Raw genomic sequence first — 25597 nt, 5'->3', positions numbered from 1 at the left:
CTATGGATCTTGTAAAGTAAATGATGTTCAAGCGAACGACTCGAAACTGGCTAATGTCTGCAATGACATTACTCGGTGTCAGCTTTTCTTCTCCCGCTGCGAGTGAAGAAAAAGATTCAGCCTTTGTCCCTTTCTATTTTAGTACTGAAACTTTGGGCAATACCTTTGGGGTTGCGGGTGTCGCAAAGGGTGTTTGGCAACCTCAAGCCGCTCTGTTTGGTATGGCACTCTATTCAGACAAAGACAGTTATGTCGGTTTTCTATCGGCCTTTAACTACGCTTTGTCTGAGAATGTTTTATTCAGTACTCAGATGTACCAAGCGCGCTTCAACGACAATCCTTATTACATAGGCTCTCAAGGCGATAACGATTCATCTATTGATGATAAAACCATTGCCGATGGCTTAGAACAGAACTATCAGTTTGAATTCAAGTATTTGCTACCTTGGGGCAATGTTGCAGAACATGGCTTGTTAGGGGCTTTTCAGCCAATCAAAGATGTGAGTTTTGCTTCGCCAGTCGAGTCGGGTGTCAGTTCGATCCTGTTTACGCCTTTTTATACCGCTCGTGAGTTGGAAGGTTTAAATAATACCGAGGAGGCGACAGGCTTTAGTCTGGCATTGGATTGGGATAACCGTGATAGCACACGTAACCCAACCACGGGCTCTCATACTAACCTTGAGTTCACAACAGGCGCAGAGAGTTGGTCTAACGATGACTTATGGCTTAAGTGGACCTTCCAAAATAGCCAGTACTTTGCTTTAGGTCCTTTAGGGGACCTATTCGATCAACAAGTTTTAGCATTTGATTTCTATACGGCTGACACGCCAACGTGGGATAACTGCTCTGGGCAAGATTGTGCTCGCCCACCGGAGACAGAACAAGCTCGATTAGGTGGCTTGTATCGATTACGAGGTTATACCGGAGGTCGTTATCACGGTCGCTCTGCAGTTCATTACTCTGCTGAGTACCGAGTACTCCCAGATTGGCAACCGCTTGGCGATATCCCGTTGATTAACTACTACGACTTGCCTTGGTGGCAATGGGTAGCGTTTGCTGAATTAGGGCGCGTTGCAGATGAATACGACATCAAAAGACTGCACTCGGACATGAAATGGAGCTTAGGTGGCGCAGTGCGTTTCCAAGTGGAAGGCATTGTTGTTCGTGCTGAGTTGGCGCGAGGTGGTGACGAAGGGACCTTTAGGGTCATGATCAATCAGCCCTTCTAAAGCTTTCGGCCTACAGTAGGCCAAATACTATTCTTATAAGAGTGGTTGTGGAAACGCACCACTCTTTTTTATTAACAAGATATTGTTTTTATTAAGGAGATCTTGTTTTCAAGCAGTCTACTCACCTTGCATCGTAGCAATCACAGTTCGGCTTCCACCGCAATCTCGGTGCTCTCCTAAGTAAATGCCTTGCCATGTTCCTAAAGCTAAACGACCATTGCTAATTGGTATTGTCACACTGGTGCCAAGTGTCGATGCTTTAATGTGGGCAGGCATGTCATCATCACCTTCATAGGTGTGTCTGTAGTAGGGTGCTCGCTCAGGTACAAACTTATTGAAGTGCGACTCCATATCGTTACGGACTGTGGGATCTGCGTTCTCATTTAATGTGAGGCTGGCAGAGGTATGTTGGATAAAAAGATGTAATAAACCAACAGATAGAGAATTGATATCGTGTATCTGTTGTTCAATTTCATCAGTAATGAGATGAAATCCACGCTTTCGTGCATTTAGGTGTATAGTCTTCTGAATCCACATACGCCATCCTTTATAATGTATTTGGAAAAAAAGTGGTTTAACGCTATCTTTTGAACTTGAATTTATCAGGTATCGCTCACATTTAATTATGTTAGAGCTAGAGTCTGTACCGATTCTTCTGTCAGGAAATCTAATCCTGATTTATCTCAAGGTACAGCTCTTCATATGCGGCATAATACGTCGTGAAAAAAAATTACAAAGAATCTTTCAGTGGTGACGCGGTTTGGTCATCACAGAAAAATATAAACTTTCGCCTAATCGGGGGTTCTATTCATCACCCAGGTGACGTTTAGAATAAAACCTACAGTAACATCGGGATAGATACCATGTTGAAAAATATCAACCCAACGCAAACACAAGCGTGGAAAGCTCTAACGGCACATTTTGAGTCTGCTCAAGATATGGATATGAAAGAACTGTTTGCTCAAGATGCAAAGCGTTTCGAGAGCTTTTCTACTCGTTTCGGTTCTGACATCTTAGTGGATTACTCTAAGAACCTTATCGATGCTGAAACTATGCAGCACCTATTTGCTCTTGCGAACGAGACTGAAGTTAAGTCTGCAATCGAAGCAATGTTCGGTGGTGATGCAATCAACAAGACTGAAGGTCGTTCAGTACTTCACACTGCTCTACGTAACCGTAGCGACAACCCAGTAATGGTTGATGGCAAAGACGTAATGCCAGCAGTGAATGCAGTACTAGCAAAAATGGAACTGTTTACACACCGCATCGTTTCTGGTGAGTGGAAAGGTTACACTGGTAAAGAGATCACTGATGTAGTTAACATCGGTATCGGCGGTTCGGACCTTGGTCCATACATGGTGACTGAAGCTCTAACGCCATACAAAACTCGCCTAAACATGCACTTCGTTTCTAACGTAGATGGCACTCACATCGTTGAGACACTTAAGCCTCTTAACCCAGAAACAACGCTATTCTTAGTGGCATCTAAAACATTCACGACTCAAGAAACAATGACTAACGCGCACTCTGCACGTGATTGGTTCTTGGCTGAAGCGGGTGACAACGCACACGTAGCTAAACACTTCGCAGCACTATCAACTAACGTAACTGCGGTCGCTGAGTTTGGTATTGATACTGACAACATGTTCGAATTCTGGGACTGGGTTGGTGGTCGTTACTCACTATGGTCTGCAATCGGTCTTTCTATCTCACTATCTGTTGGCTTCGATAACTTCGTTGAGCTACTAGAAGGTGCTCACGAGATGGATAACCACTTTGCTTCAACTGAGTTTGAAAGCAACATTCCAGTCATCCTTGCGCTTATCGGTATTTGGTACAACAACTTCCACGGCGCTGAGTCAGAAGCAATTCTACCTTACGATCAATACATGCACCGTTTTGCTGCTTACTTCCAGCAAGGCAACATGGAATCGAACGGTAAGTTTGTTGACCGTGAAGGCAACCCAGTAGAATACCAAACAGGTCCTATCATCTGGGGTGAACCTGGTACAAACGGCCAGCACGCGTTCTACCAACTGATTCACCAAGGCACTAAGCTGATCCCATCAGACTTCATCGCGCCAGCTATCAGCCACAACCCAGCATCTGATCACCACCAGAAGCTAATGTCTAACTTCTTTGCTCAAACTGAAGCACTAGCATTCGGTAAGACAAAAGAGACAGTAGAAGCTGAATTCCTAGCAGCGGGCAAAACAGCTGAAGAAGTTGCTGAGCTAGTACCTTTCAAAGTATTTGAAGGTAACCGCCCAACGAACTCAATTCTTGTTAAGCAAATCAACCCTCGCTCTTTAGGTAACCTAATCGCGATGTACGAGCACAAGATCTTTGTTCAAGGTGTTATCTGGAACATCTTCAGCTTCGACCAATGGGGTGTAGAGCTTGGTAAGCAACTAGCAAACCAAATTCTTCCAGAGCTTGCTGACGATGCTCAAGTAACCTCTCACGACAGCTCAACGAACGGTCTAATCAACGCATTTAAAGCGCTTAAAGCTTAATTGAGTTGATAGCACCAAAAAAAACGCCAACCTTCGGGTTGGCGTTTTTGTGTCTGTAGAGCAAGTAATGGTTAAATCGCAGGTAATACAAAAGGCTGACGCATGCACGTCAGCCTTTTGTATTTTTTACTGCGGTTGTCTCTATTCGAAACAGATCTCGATGAAGGCATTACCCCACTGAGACGTGAAAGGCATGATGATGATTGCTCCTTCACATTTGTGACGGATAGTATGTCCTTTGCCTGAAACGACGATTGGCGTGGCCATATCGAAGTCAAAGCCGCTTTCTGCAAGAATACGTTTTGCACCGCCAGTCACCATGTTGGTGATTTCACCGACCATATCAGTGACTTCTTCGTTCAAGCCGTTTGGGCGTTCACCTAGCATGTTTTCCATGATTTCAAGAGCGAGACCTTCATCGAAGGTGATCGACATTGAGCCACGAGATTGTGTGCCAACCATACCAATTAGGCCGGATACATCACCACGAGCGATCTCATCTTTCTTAACTCTCGGTTTTTGTGGCTTCAACTCTAGAGAAGCCATCGTTTTTAATACGTTCATCAAAGAAGCTAAAAACGGGTTTACAAATTCAGCGCGCATAATGTTCTTCTATAATCTTATTCTTTCATCTCAGAGGAGCAAGATTGGCAAATGCCATGCGATTCAATGACATGATTGGTCAATTGAAAGCCATGCTTCTCAGCGTTACTAGCGAGTAGAGTGACAAGCGCATCGTCTTGCAATTCTATCACAGTGCCACATTTATCGCAGATCAGTAGTTGAGAGAAATGTTTATGGGCATTACAAGAACAGCAGCATATAAAGCTATTGGTTGACTCAACTCGGTGAATGAAACCTTGTTCCAACAAGAAATCCAAAGCGCGATAAACTGTAGGAGGCTTGGCCTGCGGTTCACTGACTTTCAACTGCTCTAATAATTCATAAGCACTGGAGGCTTTTTTATTAGAGAGAATGAGCTCAAACACTCGCTTTCTTTGAGGTGTTAATCTAACGCCTCGCGATGCGCATATCCCTTCAACTTGCTCTATTAATGTGTGGTCCAAATTTTTCACCATTCAATCGGACATCCCTAATCAAACCTTATTTCTAGGTTACTACGTTTTGGGAGCCAATGATTTCTATTAAAGTCAGGTACAGAGCGTATTGTGACCCACGACTTTGAATAAGACAAGGTAACTCAAAATGACAGTGTGACTCAAGGCATAACTGATTAGTGATGCTGAATTAGAGATTTGGTGAATAGGTTTGTAAAAAACTATGAGGTAAAGTTCATATAGCACAAACAGGGCATAGCATTTACAATAGCCGACCTTGCTTTTGCTGGGTATTCCAGCATATTTTTTTGACTCGCTACTAGGGTACTTTGCCATGACACATTCATGTAGGTTGTCTGTCGCTCCAATGCTCGATTGGACTGACCGCCACTGTCGTTACTTTCACCGTTTGCTTTCTCAACAGACTCTTCTGTACACGGAAATGGTAACAACGGGCGCGATCTTACATGGTAAGGGCGACTTCCTAGAATATAACGAGCAAGAACATCCTCTTGCACTTCAACTCGGTGGTTCAAACCCGGTTGATCTTGCTGCTTGTGCGAAACTTGCGGGTGAGCGCGGTTACGATGAAGTGAATCTTAACGTAGGTTGCCCTTCAGACCGAGTTCAGAATGGTCGATTTGGTGCATGCTTGATGGCTGAGCCCGAGTTGGTGGCAGATTGTGTTTCAGCGATGAAAGAAGTCACTGATATTCCAATTACCGTGAAAACGCGTATCGGTATCGATGACCAAGACTCTTATGAGTTTCTAACTAAGTTTGTTTCGACGGTTTCTGAAAAAGGCGGTTGTGAGCAATTTACTATCCATGCGCGTAAAGCGTGGTTGAGTGGTCTTAGTCCGAAAGAGAACCGTGAGATCCCACCGCTAGATTACGATCGTGCATACCAAATCAAGAAAGACTTTTCTGATCTGGTGATTGCCGTGAATGGTGGCATTACTACTCTTGAGCAAACTAAAGAACATTTGCAACACCTTGATGGCGTGATGATCGGTCGTGAGGCTTACCATAGCCCATTTATCTTGGCTGAAGTCGATCAGCAGATCTTTGGTTTAGACACGCCAATCAAGAAGCGCTCACAAGTGGTTGAAGAAATGTACCCGTACATCGAACGTGAACTTTCAAATGGCGCAAGCTTAGGACATATCTCTCGTCATATGCTTGGTTTGTTCCAAAGCATGCCCGGTGCAAGACAATGGCGTCGCTACATCAGTGAAAACGCACATAAGAAAGGTGCGGGTATCGAAGTGATGCAAACGGCATTGGCTAAGATCCCTAAAGAGCTAAATGTTTAATCTCCCTCTAAGTTAAAAACTTAAGGTTAAATTCGCCATTAGAGGCTAAATTTACCACCGTAAGTTTCTAAAAAGCCATGCATGAAGATGTGTGGCTTTTTATTTATCTGATAAATAAGGATTTTATTGGATTGGCATACTTGGTATGGAAGCTGCAATGTTAGAAAGTAGGAAAGATAGGTCATTAACTCATTAGGGAGACCATTATGTTTGAATTAATCTTTGTTCTTATTTTCGTCGCAACTCTACTTGTCACTGGTATCACCTTTATGACGGTATTGGCTGCAACCGGACTAGCGTTATTAGTCATGTTGGTCTTAGGTATGATGGGCGTCGTGTTTAAGTTACTGCCTTGGTTGATCGTGATTGCAATCGGTGTGTGGTTTTTCAAAAACTTTGTACACAGTTCTAACCAGAGACGTTACTAAGGTCATAGTGCCGTCAAATCTTTACTTGTCAGCGGTTTATCGTTTTAGAATTTAAGATGTGTGGTAGAATTTTCCCCAATAATCTATGAATGTGCATACAATTAGCACTACGATATGGAATTGGAGCTATCTCAAATGAATAAAATGCCATTAATTGCTTTAGTGGGAATGCTATCTTTAAGTTCAGCTGTGTCTGCTGCTGAGGAGTTTTCTTACACGGCTAAAGTCGGTGCCGATATGTGGTGGGGAAGTACAAAGCTAAACGAAGTTAGACAAGATGACGACTCTAACTCACCTTCGTTGTATTTCGCATTTGAGCATAATGCCCCAATGCTCCCAAATGCTAGCTTCCGTTATACCTCTATTGATGCGGACTCGTTGGCTTTTGATAAGTACGACTACACGTTTTACTACACACTGTTAGAGCACAAGTTGATGAACTTCGATGCGGGTGTGACGTTTACTCAATACTCAAACTCTAATTACATTGAGCCAAAAGCGACGGGTGCGAAAACATCGACGTTTGATGAGTTCACGTGGAGCTTCTACGGTAACGCAGAGATCAATGTGCCGGACACCAACTTCGATATCATTGGTACCATGGAGTTCGGTGATAGCAGTGGTATTAAGAGCACTGACTTGATGGCAGGTGTTCAGTACCGAATCCCTGTATCAGAATCTGAAATTGCTCTGCGTGGTGGTTACCGTGTTATCGATCTAGACTCGGATGAATTCTTTAGTTCTGATCTAGGCAAGAGCTTTGTCATGATCGATGGTTGGTTTGCTGGTGCTGAAGTGCGCTTCTAGGGCATATAAAACAAATTTAGAACGAATTTTAAGAACGCCACTTTATTAAGTGGCGTTTTTTTATATCTATTGATTATATCTTTCTGGAATTAGTTAGCACATTCATCACTTTCGACCATCCTTAATACAGAGAGCCAATTTGCGTCTATTCTTATAAGGTCTATGTAGTGAGGTCAAAGCAAGGGATGGAATATGACACTCAATGAATTACGAAATTTATATAGAGAAAACCTGTTAGTTGAAGCCATCATAGAGCCCTCAATTCAAGAAGGGTCTTGGGTTGTGGAGTTTCGTCATATGGGCGGTGGCTTTGTTCTGCTTACGGATGTTCATGGTGAAGAGTGTCATTACGCGGATTTAGACTTGGCATCTAAGTCGGCAATGGCGGTTGGCTTTCAGCAAGTACGCATTGAAAACCAGTAAGACAATTTACGTTTCAATCGGTTTTTACTTCCAAAAAGTTATAAAACATACTTTTCTATTCTTTCTTGTTATTAAAAGGAGTGGTTAATCTATCGTCACGCAATGATTAGGGATGTCGTGACCATGTCTTTAAATAAGAAAGAGTCTTCACAAAACAATAATGCACAGTCTGGGGCTAATGAGTTACCTGGGCTAGCAGCACCACTTAATGACCAACAATTGGGTCATCTTCAGCAAACTGTTTCTGAACTGTCTTCACAGCAACTGGCATGGGTCAGTGGTTACCTTTGGGGAGTGAGCCAAGCTCAGCCTGTCGGTGCTGCTGCGCCAATCGCTCAAGCGGCCGCTGCAGTAGCGGCTAAGCCAGCGGGTAAGCTCAGCATTATCTTCGCTTCTCAAACCGGTAATGCTAAAGGCGTCGCAGAATCGCTAGAGGCAGAAGCCAAGGCCTTAGGAATCGCGGTCGAGCTTTTCGATGCGAGTGATTATAAAGGTAAGAACCTAGCCAAAGAGACACACGTCATTTTCGTCGCTTCAACCAATGGTGAGGGCGAAGCCCCTGATAACGCGATTGAGTTACATGAATTCCTTCAATCGAAGAAAGCGCCAAAATTATCAAACCTACAATACGGTGTGATTGGTTTAGGTGACTCTAGCTATGAGTTCTTCTGCCAAACGGCTAAAGATTTCGATAACTTCCTCGCTAAGCTTGGCGCGAAATCGTTTGTCGATCGCCTTGATTGTGATGTTGATTACGAAGAATCAGCAACGGAATGGCGCGCTAAAGCGTTATCACAAGTTCAAGAGACGCTATCAACAGGTGCCGAGGCTGACATCGTTCAGTTACCAGTAGGCCAAGCGGCTGCCGGTCATTCGCAATACACCAAACAGAATCCATATACAGCGACACTATTAACCAGTCAAAAGATCACCGGTCGTGACTCGGGTAAAGATGTTCGTCATATCGAGATCGATCTTGATGAATCTGGCATTACCTACCAACCTGGTGATGCGCTAGGTGTATGGTATGAAAACAGTTCAGAACTCGCGAACCAGATCCTTTCTAAGGTTGGGTTGTCGGGGATAGAAAGTGTCGATGTCGATGGTGACAATCTATCTATCCATAGTGCGCTAGTGAGTAAATTTGAGATTACGACTTCAAACCCTCAACTTGTGACTAAGTTTGCTGAGTTATCGGGCAGCAAGAAGTTAATCAAGCTGGTGGAAGATAAAGACAAGCTTCGTGAATATGCGGGTAATACACAAATCGTCGATGTTTTAGCTGAGAAGAAAACCAAGCTATCGGCTGATGAGTTAATTGGCCTGTTACGTAAGCTGACTCCGCGCCTCTACTCTATTGCGTCAAGCCAAGCCGAAGTAGATGAAGAAGTTCACTTAACGGTTGGTCTGGTTGAATATCAAAAAGGCGAAGAGTCTCGCTTAGGTGGAGCTTCTAGTTTCTTAGCTCAACGCCTTGAAGAAGGTGGTGAAGTGAAGGTGTTTGTTGAGAACAACAATAACTTCAAACTCCCACAAGACGACAATACACCAATCATCATGGTCGGCCCGGGTACAGGTATCGCACCTTTCCGCAGTTTCGTTCAAGAGCGTGAAAACAATGATGCTGAAGGCAAAAGCTGGCTGTTCTTTGGTGACCGTACCTTTACTCAAGATTTCTTATACCAAGTTGAATGGCAAAAGTACCTCAAGTCTGGCGCGCTAACTAAGCTAGATGTTGCCTTTAGCCGTGACCAAAAAGAAAAGGTTTATGTTCAGGATCGTTTAATCGAACAAGCAGAGCAGGTGTGGCAATGGCTGCAAGAGGGCGCGTACCTCTATGTCTGTGGCGATGCGACTCGAATGGCGAAAGATGTCCATGAAGCGTTAGTTACTATTGCGGAAAAACATGGCAATCAGAACCGCGAACAAGCTGAACAATATATTAATGATTTACGTAAAGCGAAACGTTACCAAAGGGATGTGTACTAATGAGCAAGCAAGTAATAGAGCAAGAAGTGCTAGGTCAAGTACTTGGACCTTTGGCTGACAATGAGCGTCTGAAGCGTGAAAGTAATAACCTACGCGGTACGATTGAAAAAGATCTCCAAGACCGCATAACCGGTGGCTTTACTGCTGATAACTTCCAGTTGATTCGTTTCCACGGTATGTATCAACAAGACGACCGTGATATTCGTAACGAACGTACCAAGCAAAAGCTCGAACCGTTACACAACGTAATGCTTCGTGCGCGTATGCCTGGTGGCATCATTACCCCTAAGCAGTGGTTGGCGATTGATAAGTTCGCAGACGAAAGCACCTCTTACGGTTCAATTCGTCTAACAACACGTCAAACGTTTCAGTTCCACGGTGTGTTGAAGCCGAACATTAAGTTGATGCACCAAACGCTAAATAACATTGGCATTGATTCCATTGCGACAGCGGGTGATGTAAACCGAAATGTTCTGTGTACGACAAACCCAGTTGAATCTGAACTTCATCAAGAAGCTTACGAGTGGGCGAAAAAGATCAGTGAACATCTATTACCGAAGACTCGCGCTTATGCAGAAATCTGGTTAGATGGTGAAAAACTAGAAACAACGGATGAAGAACCTATCCTTGGTAGTAACTACCTACCGCGTAAGTTCAAGACGACAGTTGTCATTCCTCCACAGAATGACGTAGATGTTCATGCTAACGATCTTAACTTTGTTGCAATTGCTGAAGACGGAAGGCTGGTGGGCTTTAACGTGTTAGTCGGTGGCGGCCTTGCTATGACACACGGTGATACCTCTACTTATGCACGTAAAGCTGACGACTTTGGTTTTGTGCCATTAGATAAAACGTTGGATGTAGCAGCGACGGTGGTAACGACTCAGCGCGACTGGGGTAACCGTTCAAACCGCAAGAATGCCAAAACCAAATACACATTAGACCGTGTTGGTATTGATGTATTCAAAGCAGAAGTAGAAAAGCGTGCCGGCGTTGAGTTCTCTGAAAGCCGTCCTTATGAGTTTACTGGCCGTGGTGATCGCATTGGTTGGGCAGAAGGCATTGATGGTAAGCACCACTTAGCGTTATTCATTGAGAATGGCCGTTTGCTTGATTTTCCTGGGAAGGCTCTGAAAACCGGTGTGGCTGAAATAGCGAAGATTCACAAAGGTGACTTCCGCATGACAGCGAACCAAAATCTAATTGTTGCGGGTGTGTCGACGAGTCAAAAGGCCAAGATTGAAAAACTAGCGCGTCAATATGGCTTGATGGATGATGCTGTTTCAGAGCAACGTAAAAACTCAATGGCGTGTGTGGCTTTCCCAACATGTCCTTTAGCAATGGCAGAAGCTGAGCGCTTTCTTCCTGAGTTTGTAACGGATGTTGAAGACATTCTGAAGAAACATGGATTACCAGAAGAAGATAACATCATCCTTCGAATCACTGGTTGTCCAAACGGTTGTGGTCGTGCAATGTTGGCTGAACTTGGTTTAGTGGGTAAGGCTCCGGGGCGTTACAACATGCACCTAGGTGGCAACAAGGCCGGAACTCGTATCCCTAAAATGTATAAAGAGAACATCACATCAGCTCAGATCTTAGAAGAGATTGATGCGCTGGTGGGACGTTGGGCTACAGAACGCAACGACAATGAAGGGTTCGGTGATTTTACAATCCGAGCTGGCATCATCGAAGAGGTGATCATTTCAAAGAGGGATCTGCATGCATAATTCTGTCGCTTCAAAATTGAAGTTAGCAGAGCTACTCGCATTGACTAAGACGGAGCAAATACTTCGTCTTGGACAAATCAACGCAGAGTTAGAGCAGCTAACCGCATTAGAAAGAGTTAAATGGGCATTAGAAAACTTGGAAGGATCACATGTTGTGTCTTCAAGTTTCGGCATTCAAGCCGCGTTAATGCTGCACTTAGTGACTCAAGCGAAACCAGATATTCCGGTTATTTTGACGGACACCGGGTATCTATTTCCTGAAACATATCGCTTTATCGATGAGTTAAGTCAGAAGTTGACTCTAAACCTTCAAGTCTTTCGCGCCCAACAGAGCCCTAATTGGCAAGAAGCGCAATATGGAAAACTTTGGGATCAAGGTATAGAAGGAATAGAGAAGTACAACAAGCTTAATAAAGTTGAACCGATGAGAAGAGCGCTGGATGAGCTCGAGGCTGGGACGTGGTTTTCCGGTTTAAGAAGAGAGCAATCTCAATCGCGTGCAAACTTGCCAATCTTATCTATCCAAAATGGTGTGTTTAAGTTCTTGCCAGTAATTGATTGGACAAATAAAGATGTTCATTATTACTTAGAAGAGCATGGTCTCAGTTATCACCCACTTCGTGAGCAGGGGTACCTTTCTGTTGGGGATACTCATACGACTAAGAAATGGGAACCGGGTATGACTGAAGAAGAAACTCGTTTTAATGGGCTGAAACGAGAATGTGGTCTCCATGAAGATGATGGAGAGCAATCTGGTTCTGGGATTTAGACTCATTGCCATTTAAAAAGGTTCTTCGCAGATTAGCGGGAACTGAAAACAAAAACGGTAGTTAGTGGTAAGGTTACATCGCCAAACACAACCTTTCACAAACTACCGTTTTCATGCCGAATAATACTTTCCTATCGTCATTCTGGGAAGGCTTTCAGATCGTAAAGTCTTATAAAATTGACTCATTAATCTCTATCACCTTAATTCCTGATACCGCAGCATACTGCTCTTGTGGTCAAGTTTCTGCCTCTATCCATGACACTCAGTGGAGAACGCTTAAGGATGCGATGATGCTAGGCACACCCGTTGAGTTACTCGTTCAGACTCGGCGCATCAAGTGTTCAAATTGTGGTATCAAGACTGAGTCTATTTCTTGGGTTAAGCCATATTCTCGCCTCACTAATCGGCTGATTGATTACATTGATAATCTATTACCATTGCTACCCATCAAACACATTTCAGAGCTTACTGGAGTGCACTGGCACACCGTCAAAGAAATAGACAAGCAACGTCTCAAGCGTGTCGTACCTGAGGTTCCTTGGGGGTGCTTGCGTCAACTGGTCATGGATGAGTTTGCCATATTCAAGGGCCATCGTTACGCCACTGTTATCGCAGATGCACAAACGCATCAAGTACTTTGGATTGGTCTAGGTAGAAGTCGTAAAGACATACGCCCCTTCTTTGAGATGCTTGGAGAGCATGCACAAAATATCGAAGTTGTGGCAATGGATATGAACACCGCTTTTGATCTAGAGGTTCAAGCTCATTGTCCAAATGCCCGTATCGTCTATGATCTCTTTCATGTCGTCGCTAAGTTTGGTCGAGAGGTTATGGATAGAGTTCGAGTAGATCAAGCTAACCAACTTAAAGATGACAAAAGTGCACGACGTTGGGTCAAGCGCTCACGCTGGGTACTACTGAAAAATAGAGAGAATTTAAATACCAAGCAACAAAGCTATCTGGATGAAATACTTGCGATTAACCGTGACTTAATGGTGACCCATTTACTTGGCGCTCAACTCAAGGAACTCTGGTACTGCGAATCGGAAAAACAAGCCCGAGACCTTTGGGAAATATGGTGGCAACAAGTTCATGAAAGCGGAGTAAAGCCACTCATAAACTTTGCTAGAAAGCTGAAACCGTACCTTCATGGGATAGTGTCTTCAGCTTTATATCACTTAAATACATGTAGCTTGGAAGGGATTAATAACAAGATTAAGTTAATCAAAAGAATGGGCTATGGGTATCGAGATACGGATTACTTTTTTATGAAGATAAAAGCGGCCTTCCCCGGAAAGCCGCGATGAACCTTTAAAAAGCTGCCATTAGGCAGCTTTTTTAGTTTCTAGGGGATAAAATTAGAGCGATTGTGGATAAGTCTGTGGTTATTGTGTAGTTACTTTGTAGTTAAAGTTGCATAAATAAGGCTTTGAGTGTTTATTCGTCATGTAATCGTTATTTTTGCATTTTTCTTTAATAAACACTTGCCAATGTGATGAACATCTCTATAATGCCGCCTCACTGACACGGCAGACGCCACAAGGCTTCAGCGTAGAATGTTAGTTAGGCAACTAGCTTTAAGCGATAATTCGCTCCTACTTTTAGAAAGTAGAAATTAATTTTCAAAAGTGTTTGACACTGAGAATTAAATCGCTAGAATGGCCGCCTCTTCCGAAGTGATGTAAGTCACAACGAAGAGAAGCTCTTTAACAATTTAAACCTATCAATCTGTGTGGGCACTCGTTGATGAATATCAAAACGTTTTATCGTTAGATAAAACAGATTCTTCGGAATCAAAATTGATTTCAATGAACTGAGTGACCAATACGTTTAACTACTTGTAGTTATTCGGCACAGTCAATTCATTACCATTCTGTTGGAATGGTAATAGCTTTAGAATTACATGTTTCTGTTCTTTTTCGAAAGAGCGGTAAATATTAGTTTTGAAGTCAGTATTCGTTGAGTCACAAAATCTTAAATTGAAGAGTTTGATCATGGCTCAGATTGAACGCTGGCGGCAGGCCTAACACATGCAAGTCGAGCGGAAACGACACTAACAACCCTTCGGGTGCGTTAATGGGCGTCGAGCGGCGGACGGGTGAGTAATGCCTAGGAAATTGCCTTGATGTGGGGGATAACCATTGGAAACGATGGCTAATACCGCATAATGCCTACGGGCCAAAGAGGGGGACCTTCGGGCCTCTCGCGTCAAGATATGCCTAGGTGGGATTAGCTAGTTGGTGAGGTAATGGCTCACCAAGGCGACGATCCCTAGCTGGTCTGAGAGGATGATCAGCCACACTGGAACTGAGACACGGTCCAGACTCCTACGGGAGGCAGCAGTGGGGAATATTGCACAATGGGCGAAAGCCTGATGCAGCCATGCCGCGTGTATGAAGAAGGCCTTCGGGTTGTAAAGTACTTTCAGTTGTGAGGAAGGGGGTAGTGTTAATAACGCTATCTCTTGACGTTAGCAACAGAAGAAGCACCGGCTAACTCCGTGCCAGCAGCCGCGGTAATACGGAGGGTGCGAGCGTTAATCGGAATTACTGGGCGTAAAGCGCATGCAGGTGGTTCATTAAGTCAGATGTGAAAGCCCGGGGCTCAACCTCGGAACTGCATTTGAAACTGGTGAACTAGAGTACTGTAGAGGGGGGTAGAATTTCAGGTGTAGCGGTGAAATGCGTAGAGATCTGAAGGAATACCAGTGGCGAAGGCGGCCCCCTGGACAGATACTGACACTCAGATGCGAAAGCGTGGGGAGCAAACAGGATTAGATACCCTGGTAGTCCACGCCGTAAACGATGTCTACTTGGAGGTTGTGGCCTTGAGCCGTGGCTTTCGGAGCTAACGCGTTAAGTAGACCGCCTGGGGAGTACGGTCGCAAGATTAAAACTCAAATGAATTGACGGGGGCCCGCACAAGCGGTGGAGCATGTGGTTTAATTCGATGCAACGCGAAGAACCTTACCTACTCTTGACATCCAGAGAAGCCAGTGGAGACACAGGTGTGCCTTCGGGAGCTCTGAGACAGGTGCTGCATGGCTGTCGTCAGCTCGTGTTGTGAAATGTTGGGTTAAGTCCCGCAACGAGCGCAACCCTTATCCTTGTTTGCCAGCGAGTAATGTCGGGAACTCCAGGAGACTGCCGGTGATAAACCGGAGGAAGGTGGGGACGACGTCAAGTCATCATGGCCCTTACGAGTAGGGCTACACACGTGCTACAATGGCGCATACAGAGGGCAGCAAGCTAGCGATAGTGAGCGAATCCCAAAAAGTGCGTCGTAGTCCGGATTGGAGTCTGCAACTCGACTCCATGAAGTCGGAATCGCTAGTAATCGTGAATCAGAATGTCACGGTGAATACGTTCCCGGGCCTTGTACACACCGCCCGTCACACCATGGGAGTGGGCTGCAAAAGAAGTGGGTAGTTTAACCTTTCGGGGAGGACGCTCACCACTTTGTGGTTCATGACTGGGGTGAAGTCGTAACAAGGTAGCCCTAGGGGAACCTGGGGCTGGATCACCTCCTTATACGAAGATACTTACGATGAGTGTCCACACAGATTGATGGTTTAATAAGTTAAGAGTAGGAAATACTTTTCCAGATGGGGCTATAGCTCAGCTGGGAGAGCGCCTCGCTGGCAGCGAGGAGGTCTGCGGTTCGATCCCGCATAGCTCCACCATCTTTAAGTGTTCTTCCTTAAGAATCTTTAAAAATGGTTATTTCTTTTGAAATATCTAGCTCTTTAACAATTTGGAAAGCTGACTGATTGATTACTTACGAGTAATTCAATCAAATTTAAAAGTTCTCAATGTTTATCTTTCATTAGATAAACACAACAAACACATTCAAGTGTCTTGTATTCGATTCAAACCTAGTTTGAATCACAATTGAGTCCGGCAAACAGTTATCAAGAATTAACCCTTCTTGATGACAACCAAAAACCTTGGTTAGTTGCCATACGCTTATTTGTCTTCACTTTTTAAAGTGAAAGCAAATAGAAACCCTTTCGGGTTGTATGGTTAAGTGACTAAGCGTACACGGTGGATGCCTTGGCAGTCAGAGGCGATGAAAGACGTAATAACTTGCGATAAGCCCAGATTAGGTAGTAATAACCTTTTGAGTCTGGGATTTCTGAATGGGGAAACCCACTTACATAAGTAAGTATCCTGTTGTGAATACATAGCAACAGGAGGCAAACCGGGGGAACTGAAACATCTAAGTACCCCGAGGAAGAGAAATCAACCGAGATTCCGAAAGTAGCGGCGAGCGAAATTGGATTAGCCCTTAAGCTTTTAATGAGACAGATGAAGGCTCTGGAAAGTGCCGCAGTAAAGGGTGATAGCCCCGTAATCGACATCTCATCATCAGTGAAAACGAGTAGGGCGGGACACGTGATATCCTGTCTGAATATGGGGACCATCCTCCAAGGCTAAATACTACTGACTGACCGATAGTGAACCAGTACCGTGAGGGAAAGGCGAAAAGAACCCTGTGAGGGGAGTGAAATAGAACCTGAAACCGTGTACGTACAAGCAGTAGGAGCACCTTCGTGGTGTGACTGCGTACCTTTTGTATAATGGGTCAGCGACTTAATTTTAGTAGCAAGGTTAACCGTTTAGGGGAGCCGTAGGGAAACCGAGTCTTAACTGGGCGTACAGTTGCTAGGATTAGACCCGAAACCAGGTGATCTAGCCATGGGCAGGTTGAAGGTTGAGTAACATCAACTGGAGGACCGAACCGACTAATGTTGAAAAATTAGCGGATGACTTGTGGCTAGGGGTGAAAGGCCAATCAAACCTGGAGATAGCTGGTTCTCCCCGAAAGCTATTTAGGTAGCGCCTCGGACGAATACTACTGGGGGTAGAGCACTGTTAAGGCTAGGGGGTCATCCCGACTTACCAACCCTTTGCAAACTCCGAATACCAGTAAGTACTATCCGGGAGACACACGGCGGGTGCTAACGTCCGTCGTGGAGAGGGAAACAACCCAGACCGCCAGCTAAGGTCCCAAAGTATAGCTAAGTGGGAAACGATGTGGGAAGGCTCAGACAGCCAGGATGTTGGCTTAGAAGCAGCCATCATTTAAAGAAAGCGTAATAGCTCACTGGTCGAGTCGGCCTGCGCGGAAGATGTAACGGGGCTAAGCTATACACCGAAGCTGCGGCTACGTACCTTAGGGTATGTGGGGTAGGGGAGCGTTCTGTAAGCCGTTGAAGGTGGTCTGTAAGGACTGCTGGAGGTATCAGAAGTGCGAATGCTGACATGAGTAACGATAAAGGGAGTGAAAAACTCCCTCGCCGGAAGACCAAGGGTTCCTGTCCAACGTTAATCGGGGCAGGGTAAGTCGACTCCTAAGGCGAGGCCGAAAGGCGTAGTCGATGGGAAACAGGTTAATATTCCTGTACTTCTTACAATTGCGATGGGGGGACGGAGAAGGCTAGGTGGGCCTGGCGACGGTTGTCCAGGTTCAAGTACGTAGGCGGGTGGTTTAGGTAAATCCGGACCGCTACTAACGCTGAGATACGATGTCGAGCTACTACGGTAGTGAAGTCATTGATGCCATGCTTCCAGGAAAAGCCTCTAAGCTTCAGATTGTAAGGAATCGTACCCCAAACCGACACAGGTGGTCGGGTAGAGAATACCAAGGCGCTTGAGAGAACTCGGGTGAAGGAACTAGGCAAAATGGTACCGTAACTTCGGGAGAAGGTACGCTCTTATCAGTGAAGTCCCTTGCGGATGGAGCAGACGAGAGTCGCAGATACCAGGTGGCTGCAACTGTTTATTAAAAACACAGCACTGTGCAAAATCGTAAGATGACGTATACGGTGTGACGCCTGCCCGGTGCCGGAAGGTTAATTGATGGGGTTAGACTTCGGTCGAAGCTCTTGATCGAAGCCCCGGTAAACGGCGGCCGTAACTATAACGGTCCTAAGGTAGCGAAATTCCTTGTCGGGTAAGTTCCGACCTGCACGAATGGCGTAATGATGGCCACGCTGTCTCCACCCGAGACTCAGTGAAATTGAAATCGCTGTGAAGATGCAGTGTACCCGCGGCTAGACGGAAAGACCCCGTGAACCTTTACTACAGCTTGGCACTGAACATTGAACCTACATGTGTAGGATAGGTGGGAGACTATGAAACCGCGTCGCTAGATGTGGTGGAGTCGTCCTTGAAATACCACCCTTGTAGTTTTGATGTTCTAACGTTGGTCCCTGAATCGGGATTACGGACAGTGCCTGGTGGGTAGTTTGACTGGGGCGGTCTCCTCCCAAAGAGTAACGGAGGAGCACGAAGGTGGGCTAAACACGGTTGGACATCGTGTGGTTAGTGCAATGGCATAAGCCCGCTTGACTGCGAGAATGACAATTCGAGCAGGTGCGAAAGCAGGTCATAGTGATCCGGTGGTTCTGAATGGAAGGGCCATCGCTCAACGGATAAAAGGTACTCCGGGGATAACAGGCTGATACCGCCCAAGAGTTCATATCGACGGCGGTGTTTGGCACCTCGATGTCGGCTCATCACATCCTGGGGCTGAAGTCGGTCCCAAGGGTATGGCTGTTCGCCATTTAAAGTGGTACGCGAGCTGGGTTTAGAACGTCGTGAGACAGTTCGGTCCCTATCTGCCGTGGGCGTTGGAAAATTGAAAGGGGCTGCTCCTAGTACGAGAGGACCGGAGTGGACGAACCTCTGGTGTTCGGGTTGTCATGCCAATGGCATTGCCCGGTAGCTAAGTTCGGAATCGATAACCGCTGAAAGCATCTAAGCGGGAAGCGAGCCTTGAGATGAGTTTTCCCTGGCGCTATAAGTGTCCTAAAGGGTCGTCGTAGACTACGACGTTGATAGGCAGGGTGTGTAAGTGCTGCGAGGCATTGAGCTAACCTGTACTAATTGCCCGTGAGGCTTAACCATACAACACCCAAGGGGTTTTGTGGACTCAAAGAAAGACCAGACCTTGAATGAGTTTGAAGAGATAGACTTTTAAATCAGTTTTCCGAATTTTAAAATTTGCTTGGCGACCATAGCATTGTGGACCCACCTGATTCCATGCCGAACTCAGAAGTGAAACACAATAGCGCCGATGGTAGTGTGGGGCTTCCCCATGTGAGAGTAGGACATCGCCAGGCTTTAATTTCGACTTTGTCTATTAAATAGACAAGTCACCATAGAGTTCTAAGTTTTCTTAGTATTTTATGTTGACTTTCAAAGTAGAAAGCGTATTATACGCGTCCTGCTTGAGTGCTAAGGCACTGAAAGCAAAGCTCTTTAACAATTTAAACCTATCAATCTGTGTGGGCACTCGTTGATGAATATCAAAACGTTTTATCGTTAGATAAAACAGATTCTTCGGAATCAAAATTGATTTCAATGAACTGAGTGACCAATACGTTTAACTACTTGTAGTTATTCGGCACAGTCAATTCATTACCATTCTGTTGGAATGGTAATAGCTTTAAAATTACACTCTTTATTTATAAAGAATAGTTTTGAAGTCAGTATTCGTTGAGTCACAAAATCTTAAATTGAAGAGTTTGATCATGGCTCAGATTGAACGCTGGCGGCAGGCCTAACACATGCAAGTCGAGCGGAAACGACATTAACAATCCTTCGGGTGCGTTAATGGGTGTCGAGCGGCGGACGGGTGAGTAATGCCTAGGAAATTGCCTTGATGTGGGGGATAACCATTGGAAACGATGGCTAATACCGCATAATGCCTACGGGCCAAAGAGGGGGACCTTCGGGCCTCTCGCGTCAAGATATGCCTAGGTGGGATTAGCTAGTTGGTGAGGTAATGGCTCACCAAGGCGACGATCCCTAGCTGGTCTGAGAGGATGATCAGCCACACTGGAACTGAGACACGGTCCAGACTCCTACGGGAGGCAGCAGTGGGGAATATTGCACAATGGGCGAAAGCCTGATGCAGCCATGCCGCGTGTATGAAGAAGGCCTTCGGGTTGTAAAGTACTTTCAGTTGTGAGGAAGGGGGTAGTGTTAATAGCGCTATCTCTTGACGTTAGCAACAGAAGAAGCACCGGCTAACTCCGTGCCAGCAGCCGCGGTAATACGGAGGGTGCGAGCGTTAATCGGAATTACTGGGCGTAAAGCGCATGCAGGTGGTTCATTAAGTCAGATGTGAAAGCCCGGGGCTCAACCTCGGAACTGCATTTGAAACTGGTGAACTAGAGTACTGTAGAGGGGGGTAGAATTTCAGGTGTAGCGGTGAAATGCGTAGAGATCTGAAGGAATACCAGTGGCGAAGGCGGCCCCCTGGACAGATACTGACACTCAGATGCGAAAGCGTGGGGAGCAAACAGGATTAGATACCCTGGTAGTCCACGCCGTAAACGATGTCTACTTGGAGGTTGTGGCCTTGAGCCGTGGCTTTCGGAGCTAACGCGTTAAGTAGACCGCCTGGGGAGTACGGTCGCAAGATTAAAACTCAAATGAATTGACGGGGGCCCGCACAAGCGGTGGAGCATGTGGTTTAATTCGATGCAACGCGAAGAACCTTACCTACTCTTGACATCCAGAGAAGCCAGTGGAGACACAGGTGTGCCTTCGGGAGCTCTGAGACAGGTGCTGCATGGCTGTCGTCAGCTCGTGTTGTGAAATGTTGGGTTAAGTCCCGCAACGAGCGCAACCCTTATCCTTGTTTGCCAGCGAGTAATGTCGGGAACTCCAGGGAGACTGCCGGTGATAAACCGGAGGAAGGTGGGGACGACGTCAAGTCATCATGGCCCTTACGAGTAGGGCTACACACGTGCTACAATGGCGCATACAGAGGGCAGCAAGCTAGCGATAGTGAGCGAATCCCAAAAAGTGCGTCGTAGTCCGGATTGAGTCTGCAACTCGACTCCATGAAGTCGGAATCGCTAGTAATCGTGAATCAGAATGTCACGGTGAATACGTTCCCGGCCTTGTACACACCGCCCGTCACACCATGGGAGTGGGCTGCAAAAGAAGTGGGTAGTTTAACCTTTCGGGGAGGACGCTCACCACTTTGTGGTTCATGACTGGGGTGAAGTCGTAACAAGGTAGCCCTAGGGGAACCTGGGGCTGGATCACCTCCTTATACGAAGATATGCACGATGAGTACCCACACAGATTGATTAGGTTTAGAAAAGTTAAGAGACGATATTGGGTCTGTAGCTCAGCTGGTTAGAGCGCTCGCCTGATAAGCGGGAGGTCGGTGGTTCAAGTCCACTCAGACCCACCAATATCGACCTAGATGGGGCTATAGCTCAGCTGGGAGAGCGCCTGCCTTGCACGCAGGAGGTCTGCGGTTCGATCCCGCATAGCTCCACCATCTTTAAGCGTTCTTGTTCGATAAAAAGTCTTACGAGAGTCTTTAAAAATGGTTCAATTTATTGAATCAAGCTCTTTAACAATTTGGAAAGCTGACTGATTGATTACTTACGAGTAATTCAATCAAATTTAAAAGTTCTCAATGTTTATCTTTCATTAGATAAACACAACAAACACATTCAAGTGTCTTGTATTCGAATCAATGTTTACATTGATTCACAATTGAGTCCGGCAAACAGTCATTGAGAATTAACCCTTCTTGATGACAACCAAAAACCTTGGTTAGTTGCCATACATTAAGACCCTTTCGGGTTGTATGGTTAAGTGACTAAGCGTACACGGTGGATGCCTTGGCAGTCAGAGGCGATGAAAGGCGTAATAACTTGCGATAAGCCCAGATTAGGTAGTAATAACCTTTTGAGTCTGGGATTCCTGAATGGGGAAACCCACTTACATAAGTAAGTATCCTGTTGTGAATACATAGCAACAGGAGGCAAACCGGGGGAACTGAAACATCTAAGTACCCCGAGGAAGAGAAATCAACCGAGATTCCGAAAGTAGCGGCGAGCGAAATTGGATTAGCCCTTAAGCTTTTAATGAGACAGATGAAGGCTCTGGAAAGTGCCGCAATAAAGGGTGATAGCCCCGTAATCGACATCTCATCATCAGTGAAAACGAGTAGGGCGGGACACGTGATATCCTGTCTGAATATGGGGACCATCCTCCAAGGCTAAATACTACTGACTGACCGATAGTGAACCAGTACCGTGAGGGAAAGGCGAAAAGAACCCTGTGAGGGGAGTGAAATAGAACCTGAAACCGTGTACGTACAAGCAGTAGGAGCACCTTCGTGGTGTGACTGCGTACCTTTTGTATAATGGGTCAGCGACTTAATTTTAGTAGCAAGGTTAACCGTTTAGGGGAGCCGTAGGGAAACCGAGTCTTAACTGGGCGTACAGTTGCTAGGATTAGACCCGAAACCAGGTGATCTAGCCATGGGCAGGTTGAAGGTTGAGTAACATCAACTGGAGGACCGAACCGACTAATGTTGAAAAATTAGCGGATGACTTGTGGCTAGGGGTGAAAGGCCAATCAAACCTGGAGATAGCTGGTTCTCCCCGAAAGCTATTTAGGTAGCGCCTCGGACGAATACTACTGGGGGTAGAGCACTGTTAAGGCTAGGGGGTCATCCCGACTTACCAACCCTTTGCAAACTCCGAATACCAGTAAGTACTATCCGGGAGACACACGGCGGGTGCTAACGTCCGTCGTGGAGAGGGAAACAACCCAGACCGCCAGCTAAGGTCCCAAAGTATAGCTAAGTGGGAAACGATGTGGGAAGGCTCAGACAGCCAGGATGTTGGCTTAGAAGCAGCCATCATTTAAAGAAAGCGTAATAGCTCACTGGTCGAGTCGGCCTGCGCGGAAGATGTAACGGGGCTAAGCTATACACCGAAGCTGCGGCTACGTACCTTAGGGTATGTGGGGTAGGGGAGCGTTCTGTAAGCCGTTGAAGGTGGTCTGTAAGGGCTGCTGGAGGTATCAGAAGTGCGAATGCTGACATGAGTAACGATAAAGGGAGTGAAAAACTCCCTCGCCGGAAGACCAAGGGTTCCTGTCCAACGTTAATCGGGGCAGGGTAAGTCGACTCCTAAGGCGAGGCCGAAAGGCGTAGTCGATGGGAAACGGGTTAATATTCCCGTACTTCTTACAATTGCGATGGGGGGACGGAGAAGGCTAGGTGGGCCTGGCGACGGTTGTCCAGGTTCAAGTACGTAGGCGGGTGGTTTAGGTAAATCCGGACCGCTACTAACGCTGAGATACGATGTCGAGCTACTACGGTAGTGAAGTCATTGATGCCATGCTTCCAGGAAAAGCCTCTAAGCTTCAGATTGTAAGGAATCGTACCCCAAACCGACACAGGTGGTCGGGTAGAGAATACCAAGGCGCTTGAGAGAACTCGGGTGAAGGAACTAGGCAAAATGGTACCGTAACTTCGGGAGAAGGTACGCTCTTATCAGTGAAGTCCCTTGCGGATGGAGCAGACGAGAGTCGCAGATACCAGGTGGCTGCAACTGTTTATTAAAAACACAGCACTGTGCAAAATCGTAAGATGACGTATACGGTGTGACGCCTGCCCGGTGCCGGAAGGTTAATTGATGGGGTTAGACTTCGGTCGAAGCTCTTGATCGAAGCCCCGGTAAACGGCGGCCGTAACTATAACGGTCCTAAGGTAGCGAAATTCCTTGTCGGGTAAGTTCCGACCTGCACGAATGGCGTAATGATGGCCACGCTGTCTCCACCCGAGACTCAGTGAAATTGAAATCGCTGTGAAGATGCAGTGTACCCGCGGCTAGACGGAAAGACCCCGTGAACCTTTACTACAGCTTGGCACTGAACATTGAACCTACATGTGTAGGATAGGTGGGAGACTATGAAACCGCGTCGCTAGATGTGGTGGAGTCGTCCTTGAAATACCACCCTTGTAGTTTTGATGTTCTAACGTTGGTCCCTGAATCGGGATTACGGACAGTGCCTGGTGGGTAGTTTGACTGGGGCGGTCTCCTCCCAAAGAGTAACGGAGGAGCACGAAGGTGGGCTAAACACGGTTGGACATCGTGTGGTTAGTGCAATGGCATAAGCCCGCTTGACTGCGAGAATGACAATTCGAGCAGGTGCGAAAGCAGGTCATAGTGATCCGGTGGTTCTGAATGGAAGGGCCATCGCTCAACGGATAAAAGGTACTCCGGGGATAACAGGCTGATACCGCCCAAGAGTTCATATCGACGGCGGTGTTTGGCACCTCGATGTCGGCTCATCACATCCTGGGGCTGAAGTCGGTCCCAAGGGTATGGCTGTTCGCCATTTAAAGTGGTACGCGAGCTGGGTTTAGAACGTCGTGAGACAGTTCGGTCCCTATCTGCCGTGGGCGTTGGAAAATTGAAAGGGGCTGCTCCTAGTACGAGAGGACCGGAGTGGACGAACCTCTGGTGTTCGGGTTGTCATGCCAATGGCATTGCCCGGTAGCTAAGTTCGGAATCGATAACCGCTGAAAGCATCTAAGCGGGAAGCGAGCCTTGAGATGAGTTTTCCCTGGCACTATAAGTGTCCTAAAGGGTTGTCGTAGACTACGACGTTGATAGGCAGGGTGTGTAAGTGCTGCGAGGCATTGAGCTAACCTGTACTAATTGCCCGTGAGGCTTAACCATACAACACCCAAGGGGTTTTGTGGACTCAAAGAAAGACCAGACCTTGAATGAGTTTGAAGAGATAGACTTTTAAATCAGTTTTCCGAATTTTAAAATTTGCTTGGCGACCATAGCATTGTGGACCCACCTGATTCCATGCCGAACTCAGAAGTGAAACACAATAGCGCCGATGGTAGTGTGGGGCTTCCCCATGTGAGAGTAGGACATCGCCAGGCTTTAAATTTGAACACTTGTCAGCGACGACAAGTATTCCACTGCGGAGTGGTAGTTCAGTTGGTTAGAATACCGGCCTGTCACGCCGGGGGTCGCGGGTTCGAGTCCCGTCCACTCCGCCACTTATTCGATAACCTCGCCTAGTGCGAGGTTTTTTCGAATCTGAAGTAATGAAAGTTTTAGGGGTGTAGCTCCAATTGGCAGAGCAGCGGATTCCAAATCCGCGTGTTGGGAGTTCGAATCTCTCCACCCCTGCCATATTTAAGGCTCTAGCAGAAATGCTAGGGCCTTTTTGCTTTCTGAATCCAATATACGCCATTAGCAAAGCAGCGGATTCCCCGACTTACCAAAACAGCGCGTGCTGGGAGTTCGAATCTCTCCACCCCTGCCATATTTAAGGCTCTAGCAGAAATGCTAGGGCCTTTTTGCTTTCTGAGTCCAATATACGCCATTAGCAAAGCAGCGGATTCTCCGACTTACCAAAACAGCGCGTGTTGGGAGTTGGATCGTCAGCCCGGTCTAATCTCTCCGCCCCTGTCATCTTTAGAAGTAATGCTGAAAGCATCAAGTACTCCTGTAGCTATCTCTACCTACTCAACACTCATTTTA

General features: G+C 46.2%; 13 protein-coding genes, 5 tRNA genes and 6 rRNA genes. 21 read left to right on the top strand and 3 right to left on the bottom strand.

Annotated elements, in window-relative coordinates; translation table 11 throughout:
- The first annotated feature begins 23 nt into the window (after nucleotides 1-23).
- Entirely contained in the window at nucleotides 24-1229 is a 1206-nt protein-coding gene (locus OCV19_RS14690; RefSeq protein ID WP_065677857.1) for a BamA/TamA family outer membrane protein, read from the top strand.
- 117 nt (nucleotides 1230-1346) lie between these two features.
- Here the strand turns inward: OCV19_RS14690 and OCV19_RS14685 are convergent, their stop codons facing one another.
- Nucleotides 1347-1766 carry a secondary thiamine-phosphate synthase enzyme YjbQ gene (locus OCV19_RS14685; protein ID WP_065677852.1) on the bottom strand — a complete coding sequence of 140 codons (420 nt, stop codon included), beginning with the start codon at nucleotides 1764-1766 and terminating at the stop codon, nucleotides 1347-1349.
- A gap of 326 nt (nucleotides 1767-2092) precedes the next feature.
- On the opposite strand from OCV19_RS14685, the gene pgi reads away from it, so the two are divergent.
- Nucleotides 2093-3745 carry a glucose-6-phosphate isomerase gene (gene pgi / locus OCV19_RS14680; protein ID WP_065677851.1) on the top strand — a complete coding sequence of 551 codons (1653 nt, stop codon included), beginning with the start codon at nucleotides 2093-2095 and terminating at the stop codon, nucleotides 3743-3745.
- A 141-nt stretch (nucleotides 3746-3886) separates the two neighbouring features.
- Here pgi and OCV19_RS14675 read toward each other — a convergent pair whose 3' ends face one another.
- Nucleotides 3887-4348, bottom strand: coding sequence for a chemotaxis protein CheX (locus OCV19_RS14675; RefSeq protein ID WP_004735847.1), 462 nt, complete (start codon nucleotides 4346-4348; stop codon nucleotides 3887-3889).
- Nucleotides 4349-4365: 17 nt separating this feature from the next.
- Nucleotides 4366-4824: a zinc uptake transcriptional repressor Zur gene (gene zur / locus OCV19_RS14670; RefSeq protein WP_060983108.1), complete on the bottom strand. Its 459-nt coding sequence runs from the start codon at nucleotides 4822-4824 to the stop codon at nucleotides 4366-4368.
- A 313-nt stretch (nucleotides 4825-5137) separates the two neighbouring features.
- Between zur and dusA the strand changes: the two genes are divergently transcribed.
- The 19 genes from dusA to OCV19_RS14575 all read left to right on the top strand — a co-directional run bounded on the left by dusA (nucleotide 5138) and on the right by OCV19_RS14575 (nucleotide 25246).
- Nucleotides 5138-6118 carry a tRNA dihydrouridine(20/20a) synthase DusA gene (dusA, locus tag OCV19_RS14665; RefSeq protein ID WP_017063186.1) on the top strand — a complete coding sequence of 327 codons (981 nt, stop codon included), beginning with the start codon at nucleotides 5138-5140 and terminating at the stop codon, nucleotides 6116-6118.
- A gap of 206 nt (nucleotides 6119-6324) precedes the next feature.
- Nucleotides 6325-6546 carry an envelope stress response protein PspG gene (gene pspG / locus OCV19_RS14660; protein WP_065677850.1) on the top strand — a complete coding sequence of 74 codons (222 nt, stop codon included), beginning with the start codon at nucleotides 6325-6327 and terminating at the stop codon, nucleotides 6544-6546.
- Nucleotides 6547-6681: 135 nt separating this feature from the next.
- Nucleotides 6682-7353, top strand: coding sequence for a TIGR04219 family outer membrane beta-barrel protein (locus OCV19_RS14655; RefSeq protein ID WP_065677849.1), 672 nt, complete (start codon nucleotides 6682-6684; stop codon nucleotides 7351-7353).
- A gap of 192 nt (nucleotides 7354-7545) precedes the next feature.
- Entirely contained in the window at nucleotides 7546-7776 is a 231-nt protein-coding gene (locus OCV19_RS14650) for a hypothetical protein (RefSeq protein ID WP_004735813.1), read from the top strand.
- Between the two features lie 123 nt (nucleotides 7777-7899).
- Nucleotides 7900-9765, top strand: coding sequence for an assimilatory sulfite reductase (NADPH) flavoprotein subunit (locus tag OCV19_RS14645; RefSeq protein ID WP_065677848.1), 1866 nt, complete (start codon nucleotides 7900-7902; stop codon nucleotides 9763-9765).
- Nucleotides 9765-11492 (top strand): assimilatory sulfite reductase (NADPH) hemoprotein subunit, encoded by a 1728-nt coding sequence (gene cysI / locus OCV19_RS14640; RefSeq protein ID WP_065677847.1) that lies wholly within the window; start codon nucleotides 9765-9767, stop codon nucleotides 11490-11492. Before OCV19_RS14645 ends, cysI begins: the two co-directional genes overlap by 1 nt.
- A complete protein-coding gene (locus OCV19_RS14635) occupies nucleotides 11485-12261 on the top strand; it encodes a phosphoadenylyl-sulfate reductase (protein WP_065677846.1) in 777 nt (258 codons plus the stop codon). Before cysI ends, OCV19_RS14635 begins: the two co-directional genes overlap by 8 nt.
- A gap of 113 nt (nucleotides 12262-12374) precedes the next feature.
- Nucleotides 12375-13568, top strand: coding sequence for an ISL3 family transposase (locus OCV19_RS14630; RefSeq protein ID WP_083994431.1), 1194 nt, complete (start codon nucleotides 12375-12377; stop codon nucleotides 13566-13568).
- 669 nt (nucleotides 13569-14237) lie between these two features.
- Nucleotides 14238-15791, top strand: a 16S ribosomal RNA gene (locus tag OCV19_RS14625).
- 76 nt (nucleotides 15792-15867) lie between these two features.
- Nucleotides 15868-15943, top strand: a tRNA-Ala gene (locus OCV19_RS14620).
- A 338-nt stretch (nucleotides 15944-16281) separates the two neighbouring features.
- Nucleotides 16282-19172, top strand: a 23S ribosomal RNA gene (locus tag OCV19_RS14615).
- 99 nt (nucleotides 19173-19271) lie between these two features.
- Nucleotides 19272-19387: ribosomal RNA gene (gene rrf, locus OCV19_RS14610) — 5S ribosomal RNA — on the top strand.
- A 393-nt stretch (nucleotides 19388-19780) separates the two neighbouring features.
- Nucleotides 19781-21333 (top strand): 16S ribosomal RNA (locus tag OCV19_RS14605).
- Between the two features lie 67 nt (nucleotides 21334-21400).
- A tRNA-Ile gene (locus OCV19_RS14600) sits at nucleotides 21401-21477 on the top strand.
- A 14-nt stretch (nucleotides 21478-21491) separates the two neighbouring features.
- A tRNA-Ala gene (locus tag OCV19_RS14595) sits at nucleotides 21492-21567 on the top strand.
- Between the two features lie 317 nt (nucleotides 21568-21884).
- Nucleotides 21885-24775 (top strand): 23S ribosomal RNA (locus OCV19_RS14590).
- Nucleotides 24776-24874: 99 nt separating this feature from the next.
- Nucleotides 24875-24990 (top strand): 5S ribosomal RNA (rrf, locus tag OCV19_RS14585).
- The 16S, 23S and 5S rRNA genes sit together here with 5 tRNA genes alongside, the layout of an rRNA operon.
- Before the next feature lie 43 nt (nucleotides 24991-25033).
- Nucleotides 25034-25110, top strand: a tRNA-Asp gene (locus OCV19_RS14580).
- A 59-nt stretch (nucleotides 25111-25169) separates the two neighbouring features.
- Nucleotides 25170-25246 (top strand) — tRNA-Trp (locus tag OCV19_RS14575).
- Nucleotides 25247-25597 lie beyond the last annotated feature (351 nt).

Origin of the sequence: Vibrio celticus (assembly GCF_024347335.1) — a bacterium.
Classification (GTDB): Bacteria; Pseudomonadota; Gammaproteobacteria; order Enterobacterales; family Vibrionaceae; genus Vibrio; species Vibrio celticus.
This window is presented reverse-complemented; position numbering and strand designations above follow the sequence as displayed.